Below are 19,528 nucleotides of genomic sequence, written 5' to 3' on the forward strand. Positions count from 1 at the left end.
TATTTTATGAATAGTAAAAATATCAGAATGAAACCACAGGTAAGCATTATAATGGGAAGTACAAGTGATCTTCCGGTGATGGAAAAGGCTGCAAAAGTGTTGGACGATTTTGAGATTCCTTTCGAAATAAATGCACTTTCGGCACACCGAACGCCGGAAGAAGTAGAAAAATTTGCAAAAGGTGCTAAGGATAGGGGGATTAAGGTAATAATTGCTGCTGCAGGTATGGCCGCACATTTACCCGGAGTAATTGCCGCCATGACTACCCTGCCTGTTATTGGTGTTCCCGTTAAAGCCAGTCTTGACGGGATGGATTCTTTGCTGGCAATTGTTCAGATGCCTCCCGGTATTCCTGTGGCTACAGTTGGAATTAATGGTGCAATGAATGCAGGTATTCTTGCAGCCCAGATGATTGCTGTTGGCGATGAAAAAATTCAAAACAGATTGGTTCAGTTTAAGGAAGAACTGAAAGAAAAAATTGTGAAGGCAAATAAAGAATTAAAAGAAGTTAAGTTTAAGTTTAAAACCAACTGATTTTGATTGTCCCTGTTTATTTTGATGACCGTGTGTTAAAACTTACTGATAATCTGGAAGATACGATTGATTCCGGGTTTGATGCTATTCATGAACATTCTTCGCATAGCGATTTGAAGTTGTTTCTTGAAAAGTTTGATTCGAATCATTTGTTAAAGCAGGGGATCCTTTACAGTTCCGGATCGATTGAAAAATTGATGGAGCATATAAAATCCTGTTTTAAATATATTGAGGCTGCGGGAGGAATAGTATACAATAAAAAGGGTGAAGTTTTGTTTATCTACAGAAGAGGTAAATGGGATTTGCCAAAGGGTAAAAAGAAAAAGGGTGAACGTGTTGAGGATACTGCTGTGCGGGAAGTCAAGGAAGAATGTGGGCTGAACGATTGTAATATTGGGGAAGTTTTAACTGCAACATATCACACCTATCATTTAAAGGATAAAAGGGTTTTAAAAAAGACCTATTGGTATAAAATGACAACAGCGGATTTGCATTTAAAACCACAGTTAGAGGAAGATATTTTAAAGGCTGAATGGCTTAATAAAACGGATTTAGATACGGTATTGCTTAATACCTACAGGTCTGTAAGAGATGTTATTGAGAAGATTTAAAAAATGGCAATTGTTACATTGGTTACCGGCGGCAATGTAGGGAACAGATATTATTCCCTTTCAGAAGCGCAGAGAGAGATAGAGGAGAAAATTGGTGATGTATTGGTTTCCAGTTCATATTATGAGTCTGAGCCCTGGGGATTCGATTCGGATCTTCCTTTTATTAACCAGGCCCTGATTGTTTCAACAAAACTTGCACCGTACGATATTTTGAGCGAAATCAAGGATATTGAAACAGCCATTGGAAGAACAAGTAAATCTTTTAATGGCGAATATACGGACCGCGTTGTTGATATTGATATCATTTTTTACGATAATCTCATTATGTTTGATGATCCGGAATTGATTATTCCGCACCCACATATGCACAAGCGACGTTTTGTGCTTGAACCGTTGAACGAGATCGCTTCCCAAATGGTACATCCAACAAAAAAAGTCTCGGTAGCTGCATTGCTACATGCTTGTATTGATACGAATAAAGTGTATTCTGCCCGTAGTATGTGATTTTTTAAACTTCCCTTGTGAACACAGGATTTTCAGTCGTGCTTAAATGGCTGTTGAAGTAGTATCCCTCTTCGTTAAACGCTTTAAGATCTTCGTGATCCGTTATTTTGTTCCGGAGTATAAACCTACTCATTAATCCGCGGGCTTTTTTTGCATAAATGGCGATTATTTTATACGAACCATTTTTAAGATCTTTAAAATCAGGTGTTATAACAGGTGCACAGAGTCTTTGTGGATTAAGGGCCCTGTAATATTCCTTACTTGCCAGATTGATCACCGGTCCGCCTACAACTGAAATTTGCTTGTTTATTTCGTTTGTGATCTTATCACCCCAAAATTCATATAACGATCCAAAATCCATTTCGGTACTCATTTCCAGCCTGTAAGGTTTTATTTTGTCCAATGGCTTCAGTATACCAAATAGTCCGGATAATATACGCAAATGGTCCTGTGCATATTTTAGTTCTTCTTCGTTAAAATCCCATCCCCTTAAACCGTTAAAAACCTCTCCTTTAAATGCGCAGATAGCTTTAAGTCTTTCAAGGTCAGGCTGATCCCAAGCCTGAAAACGTTCATAGTTTAAAATGGCAAGTTTCTTGCTTATTCCCATAAGTTCGATCAGATCGCTGGTTGTATATTGTTTGAGGTGAGCTGCCAACCTGTTGGCCTCATGTTCAAAGACGGGATCAGTTGAATGATCGGTGCTGCAAGGCAGATCGTTTACAATTGTTTTGGCTGGAGAGATTATTATGATCATTGTAACAGTTTTTTAATACAACTAACATTCAAACAAAATTGTTTATACTTTAAATTTGCTAAAATAAAAGATATTCATTTCTTTCGAAGCTTAAAATCTAAAAAAGATGAAATACGCACTATCAGTATTACTTGTGTTAATAGGTTTAAATGTAACTGCCCAGTTTCATTATAACGAGGAAATTAAAAGTAATAAATTTCCTGTTTACAAAGTTGATAAACTGAATCTTCCAGACATAAAAGAAGGGAAAAAGCCTAAAAGCATTATTTTACTTATTGGTGATGGTATGGGAATCGCAGAGATACAGGCGGGAATGACCGTAAATAAAGGGCTTTTATATTTGAATTATTTTAAAAATACGGGTTTTTCCAAAACTTATTCTGCCGATAATTACATTACGGATTCTGCAGCAGGAGGAACTGCTTTATCCAGTGGTCATAAAACAAAGAACGGAATGATAGCCATGGCACCGGATTCAGTTCCTGTTGAAACAATTCTTGAAATTGCTGAGAAGCTTGGGAAAAGTACAGGTCTGGTTTCAACATCTTCTATAACGCATGCCACACCGGCTAGTTTTATTGCACACCAGGCATCCAGAAATATGTATGAGGATATTGCAGCGGATTTTATGAATACGGATTTTGAAGTTATTATAGGTGGTGGATATGATAATTTTGCAAAACGAAAGGATGGCAGAAACCTCCTCAAAAAATTTAAAGATGAAGGATATCAGGTTATGACCGATATGAATGAGATAGAAAAAGTAAAGGACGGGAAGCTGGTAGGACTAACAGCAACAGGGCATAATCCGCCATTTGATGAAAGAGGAGATATGTTGCCCAGGGCGGCAGAAACGGCAATTGATATTCTTGACAACAATAAAAAAGGATTTTTCCTTATGGTTGAAGGTTCGCAGATTGATTGGGGAGGCCATGCCAATAATACGGATTATATAGTAGGAGAGATGCTTGATTTTGATTATACCATAGGGGAAGCATTAAAGTTTGCTGTAAAGGATAAAAATACACTGGTCATTATTACTGCGGATCATGAAACAGGAGGAATGGCAATTGCCGGTGGAAGTTATTCAGAAGGAGAGATACAGGCTGCTTATACTACAAAATCACATACTGGTGTTATGGTGCCGGTATTTGCGTGGGGGCCAGGTTCTGAAGAATTCAGGGGAATAATGGATAATACTGAAATTTTCAAAAAAATGAAGGAACTGATAACCCGTTAATAGTTATCGCCGTGTATCAGTTTATTAAAAATAAGGGCCAGATGCGCATAAAGTGATGTGTTTTGAACCACTGCTTTTTTGGGTACTTTAATCTTTACCGGTGTAAAATTCCAGATCCCACGGATGCCGCCTTCAATCATAAAGTCTGCCACATCCTGAGCTTTTTCTGCAGGAACTGTTAATATTCCTATTTCAACTCCGGTTTTTTTCCTGACTTCAAAATATTCATCTACATGACGTATAGGCACTCCGTTGACCGTTGTGCCAACAATATCCGGATTTACATCGAATGCGGCGGAAAGATAAAGACCAAATTGCCTTAGTCCGGTATCCTGTAGCAGGGCTGAGCCAAGACTCCCGGCTCCAAATAAATATGCTTTATGTTTTACGCTGAACCCGAGAAAGGTTTCAAGCACTTCAATCAAAGGTTTGATTTCATATCCTACTCGGGTTTTTCCCGTAATGTCAATGAATGAAAGATCCTTGGCTACCTGCGAAGAGTCAACACCAATATCTTTAGCCAACTGTGTAGAGGAGATAAATTGCTGCCCACTGTTACTTAATAATTTTATATGTGCCAAGTAAAACGGTAGTCTTCGAATAGTTGGCTCCGGAACTTTACCTATCATGTTATTTTTTGATATATAAAAATATACATACAAAAATAGAAAAAAAAATAATAAGGAAATAATTCATTATTTATAACTCTCAAATCCTTTTTATTACAGTCAATCATGCTTATTTTTGTAAAAAATATAAAGATGAGAATTGTAAAATCAGATACTGCTGCAGTGATGATAGATATGCAGGGAAAATTACTTCCGCACATGAAAAAGCAGCCAACGGTACTTGAAAATTGTGTTAAGCTTACTGAAGGATTGAAGATACTGGATATTCCTATACTGGTAACTCAACAATATACTAAAGGGCTGGGGGAGACCGTTGATTATCTTCGTGAAGCATTTGACAGGTTTGAATATATTGAGAAAACTTCATTTAGCTGTTGTGACGAACCGGAATTTAATTTAAAGCTCAAATCTACAGGAAAACACTTTGTGATTGTTGCAGGAATCGAAGCACATGTGTGTGTATTACAGACCGTTATTGATCTGATTAATTTTGGTTATCAGCCGGTCGTTGTTGAAAACTGTGTGTCAAGTCGTTACGATGAAGATAAGGAATCGGCATTACAAAGGCTTAGACAGGAGGGTGCAATAATAACCACGTATGAATCGGTATTATTCGAACTTACCCAGAATGCAAAAGCACCTGAATTCAAAGCGATTTCAAAATTGGTAAAATAAGTCAGGTTCTCTTTATAGCATCCTCAATAATTTCTGTAAATACATCGGCAATGGGTACGTTCATTGCCTTTATCTGTTGAGGAATAAAGCTTGTCAGGGTCATGCCGGGTGTCGTGTTAACTTCCAGAAGATAAATAGTATGGTCGGAAATGATGTAGTCGATACGCACAATGCCCTTGCAGCCCAGTATGTTATAAATAGCGGAAGTCAGTTTTTGAACTCGCTGTGTAAGTTCTTCTGAAATTCGTGCAGGTGTAATTTCGTCTGCCATTCCAGGCGTGTATTTAGCTTCAAAATCGAAATATTCATTTTTCGGGACAACTTCGGTAACGGGCATAACTACTTCGCGATCCAGTGTTTTGTAAATACCGTTTGTGACTTCGGTTCCTTTAATAAATGACTCAATAATAATTTCATCACTTTCTTTAAAAGCCTTTTCAATGGCAGGTAATATATCTGTGGTTTGAATTACTTTGGTTACGCCAAAACTTGAACCGCCGGCATTAGGCTTGATGAAACATGGAAGGCCAACGCGGCTAATAACTTCATCTGTTGTGATGGCCATACCTTTCCTGAGCATCAAAGATTCAGCTGATTTAATACCAAAAGCCTTCAGGTAAGTATTGCAAAAGAATTTATTAAAGGTAACAGACGAGGCCAAAACCCCAGAAGATGTATATGGAATGGAAAGCATATCGAGATAACCCTGTAATTTTCCATCTTCTCCCGGCATGCCATGGATGGTATTGTAAACACAATCGAATGTTACTTTTTGCCCGTCAACTATTGCACTAAAATCGTTTTTATCTATGGTTACCTCAATACCGCTATCGAGTCTTAAACGCCAATTGTTTTTCTCTAAAATAACAACATAGAGGTTGTATTTTGAATGGTTGATAAATGATTTCAGGCCTTCTGCGCTTTTAAGTGAAACCACAATTTCAGATTGATCACCACCGGTTACAATTGCAATATTTTTTTTCATAAATCAATTTATTCGAGATTTCGGTTAGCAACATAATTCCGCCACTTTTCGATCAACTGGCTCATATCATCCGGTAATTCAGAGTTAAACTGCATAAATTTATTGGTTGCAGGGTGTACAAAACCCAATGTTTTGGCATGTAATGCCTGTCGGTCGCAAATGCCAAAACAATTATCTATAAACTGTTTATACTTTGTAAATGTGGTGCCTTTCAGGATTTTATCGCCACCATAAGTTTTATCATTGAACAGCGGATGACCGATATGTTTCATATGAACCCTGATCTGATGTGTTCTTCCGGTTTCGAGGTTACATTTTACCAGCGATACATAACCAAAACGTTCAAGAACTTCGTAATGGGTTACTGCATCTTTTCCATAGTCGCCTTCATTGTCAAAAACATCCATTCCAATACGATCCTTAAGGTTTCGTCCTATTTTGCCTGTTACTGTTCCGGATTCTTCTTCAAAATCTCCCCAAACTATGGCGTTGTAGGTGCGTTCAGTTGTTTTATCAAAAAACTGTTTGGCGAGCTTGTTTTTTGCCAGTTCGTTTTTCGCAATCACCATAAGTCCGGTGGTGTCTTTGTCTATCCGGTGAACCAAACCTGGTCTGGGATCATCTCCGTTAAACATTGGTAAGTCACTTAAATGATAAGCCAGCGCATTTACCAAAGTGCCTGTATAGTTTGCTATCCCGGGATGAACAACCAGTCCGGCGGGTTTATTGATCACCATTAAATGATCATCTTCGTAAACAATGTTTAAAGGGATATCTTCCGGAATAATTTTAAACTCATAGGGCGGATATTCGAGTACAATGGTTACAATATCGTTCGGTTTTACTTTGTAGTTTGGTTTAACACTTTTATTATTAACTAAAATATTGCCGGCATTTGCAGCAGACTGAATCTTAGATCTTGAAGCATTTTTTATCCGGTCAACTAAAAATTTATCTACCCTTAACAATGTTTGACCCGGATCGCATTCAAATCTGTAATGTTCAAAAAGTTCCTGGTCCTGGCTGTCTTCATCTATGTTATTTAAAGCCTCACTCATTTTGTAATGTGTCTGTATTCAATGTATCCGGCAAGAGTTTCATTGTGTCGGCTGTAAGCCACAACGTAATTGATGATCCAATCTGAACCAGTGATTCAGATGTTGGTTTTTGATTTAATACGAATAAAGAATCTTTGTCCTGGTCTTCTGTTAAATCCTTGTCTGCCAGTATTGTTGCTCCAATATTTAGTCCTTTACCAGTTAACAGTTTTTCAGCATCAGTATAGAACTTGCCTTTTAAATCGGGTAACATTGTTTTCTCACTACTCAATCCATTTGCGACTAAAACGTCAATTCGGCTTCCTTCGACAACAGGTTTTCCTGGTTCTACTTCTTTTCCCTCAAAGTGTTGCCCGATTACGAGGTTCCTGAATTCAGAAGGAACGTAAATCGTATCGCCTATTTTCAGACCTGCACTTTCAAGCACGGTTTTGGCCTGCCTCAATGAAAGGTCCCTGATGTCAGGCATCGCAACACTCTTTCTGGTGGATGCATTAAATATGAGGAAAAGTTTTCGGTGCTTTTTTACCTTTGAACCTGCTTCCGGAACCTGTTCCCATAATGTTCCGTTTGGAACAGAATCGGTATAGATAGAGTCTATTATTTCGTATCTGAGATTCTGGTTATCCAGTACTCTTTTTATTTGTAGTTCATTCATCCCTTTTAAATCGGGAACAATTTCAGATTTGCCATGATTGGTGTAAAAATAAAGTCCAATAAATACAGAGGCAAGGATCAGAATTAATAAAATAATACTGATTATAAGGTTTTTAAAAAAGACCTTTGAGGTTAGAAAGCGAATGATACTCATTTTGCGTGATAAAAAATTTTACGCGTAAAAGTAATGAATAAATAGAATGGAAAAAAATACAGGTAAAAAGTAATTGATAGGTCTGGAAACAAAAAAAGTAAAGATCTCTCTTTACTTCTCTTGTATATTATTTTCTTAACGCAGGCTCATCAGAAACAGTAAGTTTTTTTCTTCCTTTAGCCCGGCGAGCATTTAAAACACGACGACCGTTTTTTGATGACATTCTTTCACGAAAACCGTGTTTATTTTTTCTCTTTCTGTTTGAAGGTTGAAATGTACGTTTCATTTTATTTTAATTTACTCTGTTTCTACTCCATAAATCGGGATGCAAAAATAGACTTTTTTATTAAGTCCCAAAAATATTTTATGGGTTTTTAATGCGTAATCGCAAATTATTTTTGATACTGTAATAAATTAAATGTAAAAGTACAGGGATGAAAGCTATTTGTCATAAAGTGAGATTATTAAAATGTTAAAAGTTGAGCTGGGATGGCAGAATTAATGTTATGATGATAATTTGTTACTAATTATAATAAAAAAAGGGAAGTATATAATAAAATAATGATATATTTGGCTCGCCAACAAACAGTTTTGTGTGGATTTTTCTGCATGAAAACCGGGGGGAGTTGAATATTCAACTCCCTTTTTGTTTTTATAACTTTCTGATTAATAATTCCTGATGATTCACTCAATAAAAAGAAAAAATATTTTTAAATTAAATTTTTGATTTAGAGCGACTAAAGGGAATCTGGCATTTATCCTATCAAAAAAATAGCAAAACAATTTTAAAAATATTTGGTAGTTATTGAAAATTGTCTTTTCTTTGAACCATTCAACAAACAGGTAATTTTTTTCATAGGTTTAGGTTTAGGGTAATTTAGGTTAAGGATGAGCGCCCGCTCATCCTTAATTTTTTTATATACCTGTCCTTTTAAAAATGTTTAAAATTGAACTAAAAATTTGGCAAATATTAAAAAATGCCGTTACTTTGTTGTATTCAACAACAAACAGGTAATTTTTTTCATAGGTTTAGGTTTAGGGTAATTTAGGTTAAGGATGAGCGCCCGCTCATCCTTAATTTTTTGTCTATGCCTGATAGATCGATTGATGTATATATGAAAAAATGTTAATTTGTTTTTGGGCCATTAATTTATTGGTAATGAATATTTTGATCTCCTTTTAAAAGTGGCTTGTAAACGTTTTCAGGACAAATCTTAGCTGAAAATTTGCCGATATAAATTATATACTATACATTTGTATTACTTCTACGTATTTTTTCATAGGTTTAGGTTTAGGGTAATTTTAGAGGAGCAAAGATGCCTATCTTTGCTCCTCTTATCTTTTAAATATGTAAGTGATTAGAGAAGAGGGCTGAAGAGCCTTGCCAGAGACTCCGCGAATTTGCGAAACCGTTTTCTTTTTTTCCATTCTTCGAGCGAAATTTCATAGGATGATGCCAGATCAGACATGAAATTTTCCCTTGCAGTAGCAGCTGTAGCAGGGTCATAAATAAATGCTGTAACTTCAAAATTGTCCTCAAAACTTCTGAAGTCCATATTGGCAGAACCGACAGCGGTCAGACTGTCATCTGCAATTAGAAGTTTGCTGTGAAGGAACCCATCCTGGTAAAAATAAACACGGACCCCGGCTTCCATTATTTCTCTTAAATAAGAATGTGAAGATGCTTCGGTTATAGCCGCATCAGATTTCCCCGGAACAATTAATCTGACATCCGTTCCACTCAGAGCCGCTGTTTTTAATCCCATTAAAATACTTTCTGTAGGCAAAAAATATGGGGATTCAATGTAGAGGTACTTTTCTGCGCCATTGATTGCAGTGAAAAATGCCTGTTCTATGGTTTTCCAGTCACTATCCGGACTGCTCCATGCGATTTGCATTCTAAGGTTGTTTTTCCTTGTTGGGATGATTTCAGGAAAATATTTGCTGGCTTTAATGCGTTCTCTGCTTACAAAATACCAGTCTAAAATAAAAATACTTTGTAAGCTTGATACAGCATCACCTTCAATCTTAATATGCAAATCCCGCCATGCTCCCAGTTTTTTGGCTCCTTTCACATAGCGGTCAGCTACATTTAATCCACCCGTGTATCCAATCTTTCCATCTATAACCACTATTTTTCTGTGGTTCCTGTAGTTTATTTTGCTTGTAAAAAACGGAAACCTGACTTTCAAAAAAGGATAGACTTCAATTCCTCCGGCACGTAGTTTCTTGAAGAATTTCTGTTTTAAATGCCAGCTTCCAACATCGTCCACTATTAATCTGACTTCTACACCTTCTTTTATTTTCTCAAACAGGGCCTGAATGATAGTGTTCCCGATGTTGTCGTCTTCGAATATGTAATATTCCAGATGGATAAAGGATTTTGCCTTCTGTATATCATTCAAAAGTTCAGGAAACTTTTCACTTCCATTATTCAGGAGTTTTATTTTGTTATTATCAGTAAATAATGTGTGATTGTTTCTAAATAAGAGAGATATGAGCCTTCTGTGTTTTTCCAGTTCAGTCGGGAGCAATATTTTTTTGATGTTGAATTTATTTTTCAGAACGTCATAATACCCATTGATCAGTTCGATCTGTTTGATGCTTTTTCTGGAAATTATTTTTTGCCTGCGGTAATTTTGTCCAAAGAATATGTATAGGATCAAACCTGCATATGGTAGCAAAATAAGAACAAGTACCCACGACATGGTTTTAACCGGATTCCTGTTCTCCAGAACAATAAGTATGGCAATGCTCCATACCGTAACGATATAGATATGATTAAGAAGCTGGAGAACTACTTCAGGAAATTCAAAGCTATTAAACATATACAGTAATTATATTCTTAAAATTACTGTTTTTTGTTTTTAAATACAAGCAATATGGAATCAGACATTTTTTCTCTGCCAATTAACTCTCCTGTTAAGCGTGGTGCATCAATGCCCGATATAAATGATTTATTGCCGATGAAACGCCAGGCTTCATCCCAAAGTCCTTTGGAAATAAACCCCTTCAGAAGTCGTGTGCCACCTTCGATGATAACAGACATGATATTTCTTTCATACAGTTCATCCAGAATGTCTTCATGAAGATAGTCTTCAAAATCAACTTCAAAATACTCCAGGTTTTTTACGTTCTTTTTGGCATCCCTGGTAAAAACCAGGGTCGGATTAACATAATCAAAAAGATGAAGTTCTGAAGGAAGTCTGTGCTGACGGTCCAGAACCAGTCGTAACGGATTGTGGCCTGTCCAGTAGCGTACACTTAACGAAGGGTTATCTCTTTCAGCGGTATTGGTTCCAACCATAACAGCATCCTCATCAGCCCGCTGTTTGTGAACTGCAACTTTACAGGCATCCGAAGTAATCCATGTTGGTTTGCTAATGACTTTAGATCGGTCCCTGTCAATAAATCCATCAACTGTTTCCCCCCACTTAAGGATTACATAAGGTCTTTTTTTATTGTGAAAGGTAAAGAACCTTTTATTAATTTCCCTGCATTCCTCTTCCAATAAGCCAACTTCTACTTTAACTCCAGCGTCTTCCATTTTTTCAACCCCTTTCCCCGCTACTTTTGAATATGGATCGATAGTTCCGATAACAACGCGGGGTATTTTGTTGGCTATGATAAGGTCGCTGCATGGTGGGGTTTTACCGAAATGAGCACATGGTTCAAGATTTACATATAAAGTCGAATCTGTGAGTAGCATTTTATCTTTTACGCTGTTGATGGCATTTACTTCGGCATGCGGCCCTCCATATTCAATGTGGTAACCTTCGCCTATAATCTTATCTTTATATACAATAACACATCCAACCATTGGATTGGGAGATACGTGCCCCGATCCGAATCCTGCCAGCGTTAAACAGCGCTGCATAAATAACTCCGGTGAGTTAACTTTTTTCATGTTTTTAATGCTCTAACCTTTTCTTACCTTTGCAAAGCTATGCAAAAAAACATCAACTACATAAAACAAAAGCTGAGCGGTCTGTATCCGGATCGCGAGGTCGAAAGTTTTGTTGTCTGGATACTGGGGCATGTTCTTGGATATGACAAAACACGTATCTTGCTGAATAATGACAAGATACTACCTAAAGATGTGTCATCAAGGATTTCGTCAATTGTTGATCGTCTTACCAAGTACGAACCTATCCAATATATAACGGGTGATACTGAATTTGTAGGACTGAATCTTAATGTTAAACCCGGAGTATTGGTTCCAAGACCGGAAACTGAAGAACTGGTATCGCGTATCAGCAATAAAGTGGCAGCTAATTCTGCTAAAATACTCGATATCGGTACCGGATCAGGTTGTATAGCACTTGGATTAAAGAAGTATATGCCAGGAACCAAGGTGTTTGGCTGTGATATATCGCAGGTTGCGATTGAACTGGCCAATGAAAATGCTAAGCTTAATAATCTGGACGTACACTTTTTTTATTACGATATCTTATCTCAAAACGGTACATTGCCCGCCAAAAAGTTTGACATGATTGTGAGTAATCCGCCCTATGTGCTGGAAAGTGAAAAAGTTCAAATGGAAGCCAATGTCCTGAAGTATGAGCCCCACGGTGCTTTATTTGTTCCGGATGATGATCCATTGATTTTTTATCAGAAAATTTCTGATTTTGCTCAGTTACATCTGGCCAATAATGGTGAAATATGGTTAGAAATTAATGAAAATAAAGGAGCCGAGGTTAAAGGTCTGCTTGAAAATAATTTTTTCCATGATGTGGTTGTATTGAAAGATATTTTCGGAAAACAACGGTTTGTTTATGGAAAATTCAGGGAATAAACAGTTATAATTTTTTTATTCCCATCTGCTTTCTGAACAAAAAGTCCATCATACGGTCTGAAGCATATTTTCTGAGAATAAAGAGAGATTTTGCAAGTAGTGTTACTCTGTATCTTGCACGTGGATTTCTTTTATGAACAGCTTTAAAAATTACATTGGCCACATCATATGGCTTTCCTGCCACACGGTCGTTTAATGTGTTTTTTGACCATCCCGTCAAACGATTGATCATTGACTTATATACACTTGATTCCGGAACATGATCGGCAGATGAATAAGCTGTTTCTCCGAACATTGTGCGTATTGGTCCGGGTTCAATAGTAATAACTTTGATCCCAAACTGTCCCACTTCTAAACGTAATGCGTCTGATAATGCTTCCACTGCAAATTTTGATGCACAATACCAGCCGCTTAAAGGCATGGAAACTTTTCCAGCAATGGAGCTGATATTTACAATGACACCTTCCTGATGTTTTCGAATCAAAGGTAATGCATGCCTGGTCACTGATGCCAGTCCAAGAACATTGGTATTCATCTGGTTAAATGCCTGTTCTTCGGTTGTTTCTTCAATCGGCCCCATTTGTCCGTATCCGGCGTTGTTTATCAGGCCGTAAAGCTGGGTTTCGTCCTTTTCAATTTTTGCAACCACGTTTTTAATGGATTCTGTATTTGTGACATCAAGATATAAGGTTACGGCGCCTTTATTTTTAAGATCCGTGATGGTTTCAGGTTTGCGCGCAGTGGCGTAAACAACGTAACCATTTTTAAGGAGTAATTCTGCTGTGGCTCTGCCGATACCTGAGGAACATCCGGTTATAAGAAATGCTTTTGACATGTAAGTGAGTTTTTAGCGTTTTACAATTACGTGAAAATACTTCAATATGCTATATTTTGTAACTTAAATTAACTAACGCACTCATCGAGGTATAAAAAAGGAGGTAAATCATATTGATTTACCTCCTGAGAGCCGGATCTCAGATTCGAACTGAGGACCCCGAGATTACAAATCACGTGCTCTGGCCAACTGAGCTAATCCGGCATAAAAAGAGGGCAAGCTGCCCGTATCGCACCGCTACAACCGCCTACCCTTGCTGCCGTCAAGCCCTGGGGGAATTCAGCAGGAGCTGGTCGTACGGGACTTGCCCGGGCGCAAAAGTAGAAATTTTACCATTCATCGCAAACTTTTTAAACTTTTTTTGAATGGCATATTTCAGTTTCATTTCATACCGGGCATGTTGATTTCTCAGAATAAAGAAATTCTATCATCGCTCTTTGCTTAAAAACTAATATATTTGCCCTATTAATTTAAAAAACTATGGAAAAGGATCAATCAATTATTAGTAATTCAATGTTTTACGGTTTTATTTTTGGAATCGTACTGGTAATTTACAACATTATTCTTACTGCAACAGGTATTAATAAAACACTTGTTTCGGGTGGTTTCACAATGTCGATGATGTCGATGCTGTTATCTTTGATCTTATATTTTGGTGGCGTTTTTATATCTCAGCAACAATACCGAAACAGAAAGCTGGGAGGCTACATTCCTTATGGTAAGGCTTTTACGTTTGGGCTACTGGTAACAGTTTTTGCGTCATTACTGGTTGCTGTTTATAGTTTTGTTTATGCGAAATGGGTGAATCCTGATTACGGAAAGGAATTGTATGAGATGTCCAGACAACTTACCATGGATATGCTTGACCGTTTTAATGCTCCGGCAGAAGCAGTGGATCAGGCAATGGCTAAACTTGAGGAAAATGGTATCTCAACACCACAGGATTTTGCATTCGGATCTATAACAAATGGGATCATTATTGGTACAATTATTAGCCTTCTAACCTCCATTTTTGTTAAAAAAGTGAACAAAGATCCTTTTGCAGGAATAGAAGAAGACATAACAGAATAATAGAAAACAGATTAATGGATATATCTATTGTAATTCCCTTGTTTAACGAGGAAGAATCATTGCCGGAGTTGACGAGATGGATAAATGATGTGGTTGTTAAAAATAAATTCGCAACCGAAATTATATTTGTTGATGACGGAAGTAATGATGATTCATGGAATGTTATTAAAAAACTTAAAGAGAGTTACACCACTATAACAATAAATGCTATAAGTTTCCGGCGTAACTATGGCAAATCTGCTGCCTTATATTGTGGATTTGATGCTGCTGTAGGTGATGTGGTTTTTACCATGGATGCTGACCTTCAGGATAACCCGGAAGAAATTCCTCCCATGTATGATATGATTATGAAGGAGGGATATGATATGGTTTCGGGATGGAAAAAGAAGCGATACGATCCTGTATTTTCAAAGAACCTCCCCAGTAAATTCTTCAACTGGACTGCCAGAAGAATGAGTGGAATACAACTGCATGATTTTAATTGCGGACTCAAAGCCTATAAAAATAGAGTGGTCAAAAGTATTGAGGTATACGGAGATATGCACCGCTATATTCCTGTTTTAGCCAAATGGGCAGGGTTCAAAAAAATCGGTGAGAAAGTAGTCCAGCATCAGGAACGAAAGTTTGGCGTAACAAAGTTTGGGCTGGAACGATTTATCAGAGGCCCGCTGGATTTGTTATCTGTTACATTCATTTCCAGATTCGGGAAAAGACCAATGCATTTTTTTGGAGTCTGGGGAATTATAATGTTTTTAATTGGTGTAATAGCAGCTGTTTGGGTTGGCGTTCAAAAATTGTTAGCCTTGTCGCATCATCTTAAGGCACCATTGGTTACTGATAATGCATTTTTTTATATTGCACTCACTTCAATGATCATAGGGGCACAGCTGTTCCTTTCCGGTTTTATTGCCGAGTTGGTTTCGCGTAACGGGGCCGAACGTAATAAATACCTTATTGCTGAAAAAATTTGATTATGAATGAACTTTGGGATGTGATTAAGTACTTATTGCCGGCTTTACTGGTATGGTTGGCGGTTTATACTACACAGAAGCGGTTTTTTAAGCTGACTGAAAACCGCAGGTATTTTGAATTGAAGAATAATAATCTTAAGGTCACAACACCATTACGGTTTCGTGCGTATGAACGCATGATTCTTTTTCTTGAACGGATAACACCAGAAAACCTTGTACTCAGGGTTCAGCGTCACGATATGAATGCCATGCAGTTGCATAGTGAACTTTTAAAAACTATCCGCATGGAATATGAGCATAATTTGTCGCAACAATTATACGTTTCGCCTGAAGCATGGACATTGATCGTAACGGCAAAAGAAAGTGTAGTTAGATTATTAAATTCAACGGTGTCAGGAATAAATCCTCAGTCACCTGCTCTTGAATTATCAAAAGAATTCATTGAGGATTATCACGATGCAGGTAAAACGCCTGTAGATCTGGCAAAAAATCAGTTGCAAAAAGAGGTAAGTCAATATTTTTAGTTATGGATTTTAAAGAACTGATCCAAAAGCGATATTCAGTACGACAATACAAAGATATTGTTATTGGCAGGGAGAAAATTGAAATGATTTTGGATGCTGGTAGGATAGCTCCTTCAGCTGTAAACTATCAACCCTGGCAGTTCATTGTCATTCGTGAACCGGAAATGTTGGAAAAAATACATTCCTGTTATTCCCGTGAATGGTTCAAAACGGCTCCGGTTGTAATCGTAATTTGTGGTGATCATGCTGAAGGATGGCACAGAAAGGCTGATGGGAAGGATCATACCGATATAGATGTAGCAATTGCGGTAGATCATATGACATTACAGGCAGCTGAAATGGGGCTTGGAACATGTTGGGTATGTAATTTTAACCCCGTTCTCACACGTGAAATTCTGGATCTTCCTCCTAATATTGAACCGATTGCAATGCTGCCTGTCGGAATCCCTGCTGATAATGATGATCTGTCTTCAAAAGTAAAAAAACGCAAACCCCTTAATCAGATCGTCCATTGGGATTGTTATAATGGTTGACGTGATAAATTACAGATGCGTTTTACCGCTACGTGCAATTTATCTGTAGTTTGTCGTTTATAGGTAAAACGAAATCTATTTTATGGCTTTGAAATCTAAAAAGCGTTTTCTCAGAATTGTTATTATATTATTTCTGTCTGCTGTTCTGCTGCTTGTTGCGGGGCTTAGTATGCTTTTTTCTGGCAGATGGGGCAATATTCCTACGAAAGAGGAACTGAAAGACGTAAGAAATTACCTGGCTTCAGAAGTTTACAGTGACAATAATGAATTGTTGGGTAAATACTTTTTTGAAAACCGGTCTAATGCATCTTTTGATGAGATTCCCACATTTATTATTCAGGCATTGGTGGCAACTGAAGATGCCCGCTTTTTTGAGCATGGAGGAATTGACAGGCGCAGTGTCATAAGAGTTTTGGTGAAATCCATATTGATGGGAGACAGAAGCTCAGGTGGAGGAAGTACAATCAGCCAGCAACTGATTAAAAATCTTTATCCCCGAATTGGGGATTCATTTTTAAGTCTTTCTTTCAGTAAAGTGAAGGAAATGATTGCAGCAAGGCGTCTGGAAGATATCTATACCAAGGATGAGATTCTGACCCTCTATCTGAATACGGTTCCGTTTGGTGACAATACATTTGGAATTAAAAGTGCAGCAGATCATTATTTTAGTAAGGATCTCAAAGATCTGACAGTGGAGGAGGCTGCTGTTCTCATTGGGATGTTGAAGGGAACCAATTTGTACAACCCGTATTATCATCCGGAAAACGCACTGCCTCGGCGAAATGTCGTTTTAAATCAAATGGTTAAATACAATTACCTGGAAGAAAATGTAGCCGATTCACTAAAGGAAATACCTCTTGAAATAAACTATAAACTATTGTCTCATCACAGTGGGTTGGCACCGTATTTCAGGGAATATCTGCGGCAGGATCTGCAGAAGTGGTGTGCCACACACTTTAAAGAAAACGGTGATCCATACGATTTGTATAGGGATGGTCTTAAAATTTATACCACCATTGATGCCGGGTTGCAAAGGGATGCAGAGGATGCAATGAAGTATCATATGAGCCGGCTTCAGAGCGATTTTGCTAATCACTGGAAAAACAGTAAACCATGGAACAAACATCCGGAAATCATTAGAAATGCCATTGAAAATTCTGACAGGTTTAAGCGGATGGTGAAGCAGAATAAAACAAGAACTGAAATTGATTCTGCATTTAATGCACCTGTTAAACGTAAAATGTTTTCGTGGAACGGGGAAAAAGATATGACGATCACTCCATTGGATTCCATAAAATACAGTCTTCGGTTTTTGCATACAGGATTGCTTGCATTGCAACCCGACAGCGGATATGTAAAGGCCTGGGTTGGTGGAATAAACCATAAATACTACCAGTACGATCATGTGCTTTCCAGGCGTCAGGTTGGTTCAACATTTAAACCTTTTGTGTACACTACAGGACTTGAGTATGGCATTGAACCCGATGATTTTTTTAAAAATGACAGTATTGTTTACACGGATTATGACAACTGGACTCCTTCGAATTCAGATAACAAATACGGAGGGGAATACTCGGTTCTTGGTGCCTTGGTAAATTCCGTAAATACGGTTACAGTTCAGGTTGCCATGAAGTGCGGTCTTGAAAATGTAAAACAAACGGCATATGATCTTGGCATCAAAACAAGCTTGCCGGATGTGCCTTCAATAGCGCTTGGTACAGCTGAGATTCCACTTATTGAGATGGTGCCGGCCTATGCTGCCTTTGTAAATGGCGGATATCGGGTTGAACCCTATTTTCTGACAAGAATTGAAGATAGAAACGGGAAGGTGCTGGAAGAATTCAGACCAGTAAAACCGGTTAAAGTACTGGATGAGGACGTGGCTCTTACCATGGCGTATATGTTAAAAATGGTGGTGGACAGCGGCACAGCACGATCTATTCGCTCGACGTATGGTATAAGAATGGATATGGGTGGAAAAACCGGGACAACTCAGCAAAATGCTGATGGCTGGTTTATAGGCGTGACCCCTGAATTAGTTACAGGTATTTGGGTCGGTGCAGAAAATCCGGCGATCCATTTCCGTACCATAACATACGGACAAGGGGCATACATGGCTTTGCCAATTTTTGCCAATATGGTTAAAAACACACAGACTGATGGCGAATATACCCGATATTTCGACAGTTCGTTTAAAATGATGAATAACAGAATGGCCCGGCAGTTTGATGTGGCATTGTACCGCGACCACGCAGATCCTTCTGACAGAATTGAACAGTTAATAGATATTGTGGGAGATATTTTTGCAGGAAACAAAAAACATATAAAAAGTGATTCCACTCAGGTTAAAGAGGAATCATTTCTGGAAAAACTGGGAAATTTATTCAGAAAAAAGAAAAAACGTTAGTCAAAATTATATTTGTTTTTGAATTGATTGTGTGATATCCTGTCCCTTTTTAATTTTTGAATGTCATGCGGTTCTTTATTTTCATCTCTGAACCCTAAAGCAATAATGGATTCTACCTTCAGGTTTTCAGGAATGTTCAGTACACCCCGGATATATTTCTCAGAGGTGGTTTGTTCATCATAATCTCTGTTTCTTATCTGGACCCAGCAGCTTCCCAGACCGGAATCTTCAGCTGCCATTTGCAGGTTGATGGATGCAATTGATGTATCCTCTATCCATACATCGCTGGTTGCCGGATTTGCCAGAATAACGATGGCTATCGGTGCTCTGCAATTAGTTTTGATCCATGTGGTTTACTCATAGATAGACGTTTCAGTAGCGCCTGGTCATCAATTAAAACAAAATGCCATGGGCTTCTGCTTTTGGATGACGGTGACATCAAACCAGACTGTAATATTTTGTCAATTATACTTTTGTCTGGTTTTTCATTCTTAAATTTTCTGCAACTACGTCTCGACTTGATAAGTTCAAAAAAGGATTCCATAAATTATGAGGGTTATCAGATTTACTACACTTAAGATTTATTAT

Annotated in this window: 22 protein-coding genes, 1 tRNA gene and 1 other RNA gene; 11 read left to right on the plus strand and 13 right to left on the minus strand. The window is 37.8% G+C overall.

Annotated elements, in window-relative coordinates; genetic code table 11:
• The first annotated feature begins 27 nt into the window (after nucleotides 1-27).
• Genes purE through folK form a run of 3 tightly spaced genes read left to right on the plus strand, consistent with a single transcriptional unit; the run spans nucleotide 28 to nucleotide 1,649 of the window.
• Nucleotides 28-534 carry a 5-(carboxyamino)imidazole ribonucleotide mutase gene (gene purE / locus ACE01N_RS16330; RefSeq protein ID WP_375728640.1) on the plus strand — a complete coding sequence of 169 codons (507 nt, stop codon included), beginning with the start codon at nucleotides 28-30 and terminating at the stop codon, nucleotides 532-534.
• Nucleotides 535-536: 2 nt separating this feature from the next.
• A complete protein-coding gene (locus ACE01N_RS16335; RefSeq protein ID WP_380591358.1) occupies nucleotides 537-1,145 on the plus strand; it encodes an NUDIX hydrolase in 609 nt (202 codons plus the stop codon).
• Between the two features lie 3 nt (nucleotides 1,146-1,148).
• Complete coding sequence (folK, locus tag ACE01N_RS16340) at nucleotides 1,149-1,649, plus strand: 2-amino-4-hydroxy-6-hydroxymethyldihydropteridine diphosphokinase (RefSeq protein ID WP_380591361.1); 501 nt, start codon at nucleotides 1,149-1,151, stop codon at nucleotides 1,647-1,649.
• Between the two features lie 4 nt (nucleotides 1,650-1,653).
• Here the strand turns inward: folK and yaaA are convergent, their stop codons facing one another.
• Nucleotides 1,654-2,406, minus strand: coding sequence for a peroxide stress protein YaaA (gene yaaA / locus ACE01N_RS16345; RefSeq protein WP_380591364.1), 753 nt, complete (start codon nucleotides 2,404-2,406; stop codon nucleotides 1,654-1,656).
• 106 nt (nucleotides 2,407-2,512) lie between these two features.
• Between yaaA and ACE01N_RS16350 the strand changes: the two genes are divergently transcribed.
• Nucleotides 2,513-3,646 carry an alkaline phosphatase gene (locus ACE01N_RS16350; protein WP_380591367.1) on the plus strand — a complete coding sequence of 378 codons (1,134 nt, stop codon included), beginning with the start codon at nucleotides 2,513-2,515 and terminating at the stop codon, nucleotides 3,644-3,646.
• Here ACE01N_RS16350 and ACE01N_RS16355 read toward each other — a convergent pair.
• Complete coding sequence (locus ACE01N_RS16355) at nucleotides 3,643-4,275, minus strand: redox-sensing transcriptional repressor Rex (RefSeq protein WP_380591370.1); 633 nt, start codon at nucleotides 4,273-4,275, stop codon at nucleotides 3,643-3,645. The genes ACE01N_RS16350 and ACE01N_RS16355 overlap by 4 nt on opposite strands.
• A gap of 132 nt (nucleotides 4,276-4,407) precedes the next feature.
• Here ACE01N_RS16355 and ACE01N_RS16360 point away from each other — a divergent pair, with 132 nt between their 5' ends.
• Entirely contained in the window at nucleotides 4,408-4,950 is a 543-nt protein-coding gene (locus tag ACE01N_RS16360; protein ID WP_380591373.1) for a hydrolase, read from the plus strand.
• A 1-nt stretch (nucleotide 4,951) separates the two neighbouring features.
• Here the strand turns inward: ACE01N_RS16360 and ACE01N_RS16365 are convergent, their stop codons facing one another.
• From ACE01N_RS16365 to ribD, 6 genes are all read right to left on the minus strand, one after another.
• Nucleotides 4,952-5,935: a D-alanine--D-alanine ligase gene (locus tag ACE01N_RS16365; protein WP_380591376.1), complete on the minus strand. Its 984-nt coding sequence runs from the start codon at nucleotides 5,933-5,935 to the stop codon at nucleotides 4,952-4,954.
• Between the two features lie 8 nt (nucleotides 5,936-5,943).
• Nucleotides 5,944-6,993, minus strand: coding sequence for an RluA family pseudouridine synthase (locus tag ACE01N_RS16370; protein WP_380591379.1), 1,050 nt, complete (start codon nucleotides 6,991-6,993; stop codon nucleotides 5,944-5,946).
• A complete protein-coding gene (locus tag ACE01N_RS16375; RefSeq protein WP_380591382.1) occupies nucleotides 6,986-7,804 on the minus strand; it encodes a PASTA domain-containing protein in 819 nt (272 codons plus the stop codon). Before ACE01N_RS16375 ends, ACE01N_RS16370 begins: the two co-directional genes overlap by 8 nt.
• A gap of 127 nt (nucleotides 7,805-7,931) precedes the next feature.
• Nucleotides 7,932-8,090 (minus strand): 50S ribosomal protein L34, encoded by a 159-nt coding sequence (rpmH, locus tag ACE01N_RS16380; RefSeq protein WP_375728630.1) that lies wholly within the window; start codon nucleotides 8,088-8,090, stop codon nucleotides 7,932-7,934.
• A 1,072-nt stretch (nucleotides 8,091-9,162) separates the two neighbouring features.
• Entirely contained in the window at nucleotides 9,163-10,632 is a 1,470-nt protein-coding gene (cls, locus tag ACE01N_RS16385; RefSeq protein WP_380591386.1) for a cardiolipin synthase, read from the minus strand.
• Between the two features lie 23 nt (nucleotides 10,633-10,655).
• Nucleotides 10,656-11,711, minus strand: a complete 1,056-nt coding sequence (ribD, locus tag ACE01N_RS16390) for a bifunctional diaminohydroxyphosphoribosylaminopyrimidine deaminase/5-amino-6-(5-phosphoribosylamino)uracil reductase RibD (protein ID WP_380591389.1) — start codon at nucleotides 11,709-11,711, stop codon at nucleotides 10,656-10,658.
• Between the two features lie 39 nt (nucleotides 11,712-11,750).
• Between ribD and prmC the strand changes: the two genes are divergently transcribed.
• On the plus strand, nucleotides 11,751-12,599 hold the full coding sequence (gene prmC / locus ACE01N_RS16395; protein WP_380591392.1) for a peptide chain release factor N(5)-glutamine methyltransferase: 849 nt from the start codon (nucleotides 11,751-11,753) through the stop codon (nucleotides 12,597-12,599).
• A gap of 4 nt (nucleotides 12,600-12,603) precedes the next feature.
• On the opposite strand, the gene ACE01N_RS16400 is transcribed toward prmC, so the two are convergent.
• From ACE01N_RS16400 to ffs, 3 genes are all read right to left on the minus strand, one after another.
• A complete protein-coding gene (locus ACE01N_RS16400) occupies nucleotides 12,604-13,434 on the minus strand; it encodes an SDR family NAD(P)-dependent oxidoreductase (protein WP_380591395.1) in 831 nt (276 codons plus the stop codon).
• 130 nt (nucleotides 13,435-13,564) lie between these two features.
• Nucleotides 13,565-13,638: transfer RNA gene (locus tag ACE01N_RS16405), tRNA-Thr, on the minus strand.
• Between the two features lie 6 nt (nucleotides 13,639-13,644).
• Nucleotides 13,645-13,744: signal recognition particle sRNA small type (gene ffs, locus ACE01N_RS16410), an RNA gene on the minus strand.
• A 170-nt stretch (nucleotides 13,745-13,914) separates the two neighbouring features.
• On the opposite strand from ffs, the gene ACE01N_RS16415 reads away from it, so the two are divergent.
• The 5 genes from ACE01N_RS16415 to ACE01N_RS16435 all read left to right on the plus strand — a co-directional run bounded on the left by ACE01N_RS16415 (nucleotide 13,915) and on the right by ACE01N_RS16435 (nucleotide 18,940).
• Nucleotides 13,915-14,505: a DUF4199 domain-containing protein gene (locus tag ACE01N_RS16415; RefSeq protein WP_380591398.1), complete on the plus strand. Its 591-nt coding sequence runs from the start codon at nucleotides 13,915-13,917 to the stop codon at nucleotides 14,503-14,505.
• A gap of 14 nt (nucleotides 14,506-14,519) precedes the next feature.
• Entirely contained in the window at nucleotides 14,520-15,476 is a 957-nt protein-coding gene (locus ACE01N_RS16420; RefSeq protein ID WP_380591401.1) for a glycosyltransferase family 2 protein, read from the plus strand.
• A 2-nt stretch (nucleotides 15,477-15,478) separates the two neighbouring features.
• Nucleotides 15,479-16,000, plus strand: a complete 522-nt coding sequence (locus tag ACE01N_RS16425; protein ID WP_375728623.1) for a DUF7935 family protein — start codon at nucleotides 15,479-15,481, stop codon at nucleotides 15,998-16,000.
• Nucleotides 16,001-16,002: 2 nt separating this feature from the next.
• Nucleotides 16,003-16,533, plus strand: a complete 531-nt coding sequence (locus ACE01N_RS16430) for a nitroreductase family protein (RefSeq protein WP_380591405.1) — start codon at nucleotides 16,003-16,005, stop codon at nucleotides 16,531-16,533.
• Between the two features lie 82 nt (nucleotides 16,534-16,615).
• Nucleotides 16,616-18,940, plus strand: a complete 2,325-nt coding sequence (locus ACE01N_RS16435) for a transglycosylase domain-containing protein (RefSeq protein ID WP_380591408.1) — start codon at nucleotides 16,616-16,618, stop codon at nucleotides 18,938-18,940.
• On the opposite strand, the gene ACE01N_RS16440 is transcribed toward ACE01N_RS16435, so the two are convergent.
• Nucleotides 18,937-19,284, minus strand: coding sequence for a nitroreductase family protein (locus ACE01N_RS16440; protein ID WP_380591497.1), 348 nt, complete (start codon nucleotides 19,282-19,284; stop codon nucleotides 18,937-18,939). The genes ACE01N_RS16435 and ACE01N_RS16440 overlap by 4 nt on opposite strands.
• Complete coding sequence (locus tag ACE01N_RS16445) at nucleotides 19,257-19,484, minus strand: nitroreductase family protein (protein WP_380591411.1); 228 nt, start codon at nucleotides 19,482-19,484, stop codon at nucleotides 19,257-19,259. Before ACE01N_RS16445 ends, ACE01N_RS16440 begins: the two co-directional genes overlap by 28 nt.
• Between the last annotated feature and the right edge of the window lie 44 nt (nucleotides 19,485-19,528).

Source organism: Quyinboa ferrireducens (assembly GCF_042436675.1).
In the GTDB taxonomy this organism is placed as follows: Bacteria; Bacteroidota; Bacteroidia; order Bacteroidales; family UBA5342; genus JBHJHP01.

Excerpts from the sequence above, each read along its gene's own strand:
- folK (WP_380591361.1), top strand. The coding sequence starts at position 1,149 with ATGGCAATTGTTACATTGGTTACCGGCGGCAATGTAGGGAACAGATAT.
- rpmH (WP_375728630.1), bottom strand. The coding sequence starts at position 8,090 with ATGAAACGTACATTTCAACCTTCAAACAGAAAGAGAAAAAATAAACAC.
- ACE01N_RS16375 (WP_380591382.1), bottom strand. The coding sequence starts at position 7,804 with ATGAGTATCATTCGCTTTCTAACCTCAAAGGTCTTTTTTAAAAACCTT.
- ACE01N_RS16425 (WP_375728623.1), top strand. The coding sequence starts at position 15,479 with ATGAATGAACTTTGGGATGTGATTAAGTACTTATTGCCGGCTTTACTG.
- ACE01N_RS16360 (WP_380591373.1), top strand. The coding sequence starts at position 4,408 with ATGAGAATTGTAAAATCAGATACTGCTGCAGTGATGATAGATATGCAG.
- cls (WP_380591386.1), bottom strand. The coding sequence starts at position 10,632 with ATGTTTAATAGCTTTGAATTTCCTGAAGTAGTTCTCCAGCTTCTTAAT.
- purE (WP_375728640.1), top strand. The coding sequence starts at position 28 with ATGAAACCACAGGTAAGCATTATAATGGGAAGTACAAGTGATCTTCCG.
- ACE01N_RS16415 (WP_380591398.1), top strand. The coding sequence starts at position 13,915 with ATGGAAAAGGATCAATCAATTATTAGTAATTCAATGTTTTACGGTTTT.
- ACE01N_RS16350 (WP_380591367.1), top strand. The coding sequence starts at position 2,513 with ATGAAATACGCACTATCAGTATTACTTGTGTTAATAGGTTTAAATGTA.
- ACE01N_RS16435 (WP_380591408.1), top strand. The coding sequence starts at position 16,616 with ATGGCTTTGAAATCTAAAAAGCGTTTTCTCAGAATTGTTATTATATTA.
- ACE01N_RS16370 (WP_380591379.1), bottom strand. The coding sequence starts at position 6,993 with ATGAGTGAGGCTTTAAATAACATAGATGAAGACAGCCAGGACCAGGAA.
- ACE01N_RS16365 (WP_380591376.1), bottom strand. The coding sequence starts at position 5,935 with ATGAAAAAAAATATTGCAATTGTAACCGGTGGTGATCAATCTGAAATT.
- yaaA (WP_380591364.1), bottom strand. The coding sequence starts at position 2,406 with ATGATCATAATAATCTCTCCAGCCAAAACAATTGTAAACGATCTGCCT.
- ACE01N_RS16430 (WP_380591405.1), top strand. The coding sequence starts at position 16,003 with ATGGATTTTAAAGAACTGATCCAAAAGCGATATTCAGTACGACAATAC.
- prmC (WP_380591392.1), top strand. The coding sequence starts at position 11,751 with ATGCAAAAAAACATCAACTACATAAAACAAAAGCTGAGCGGTCTGTAT.
- ACE01N_RS16445 (WP_380591411.1), bottom strand. The coding sequence starts at position 19,484 with ATGGAATCCTTTTTTGAACTTATCAAGTCGAGACGTAGTTGCAGAAAA.
- ribD (WP_380591389.1), bottom strand. The coding sequence starts at position 11,711 with ATGAAAAAAGTTAACTCACCGGAGTTATTTATGCAGCGCTGTTTAACG.
- ACE01N_RS16420 (WP_380591401.1), top strand. The coding sequence starts at position 14,520 with ATGGATATATCTATTGTAATTCCCTTGTTTAACGAGGAAGAATCATTG.
- ACE01N_RS16355 (WP_380591370.1), bottom strand. The coding sequence starts at position 4,275 with ATGATAGGTAAAGTTCCGGAGCCAACTATTCGAAGACTACCGTTTTAC.
- ACE01N_RS16400 (WP_380591395.1), bottom strand. The coding sequence starts at position 13,434 with ATGTCAAAAGCATTTCTTATAACCGGATGTTCCTCAGGTATCGGCAGA.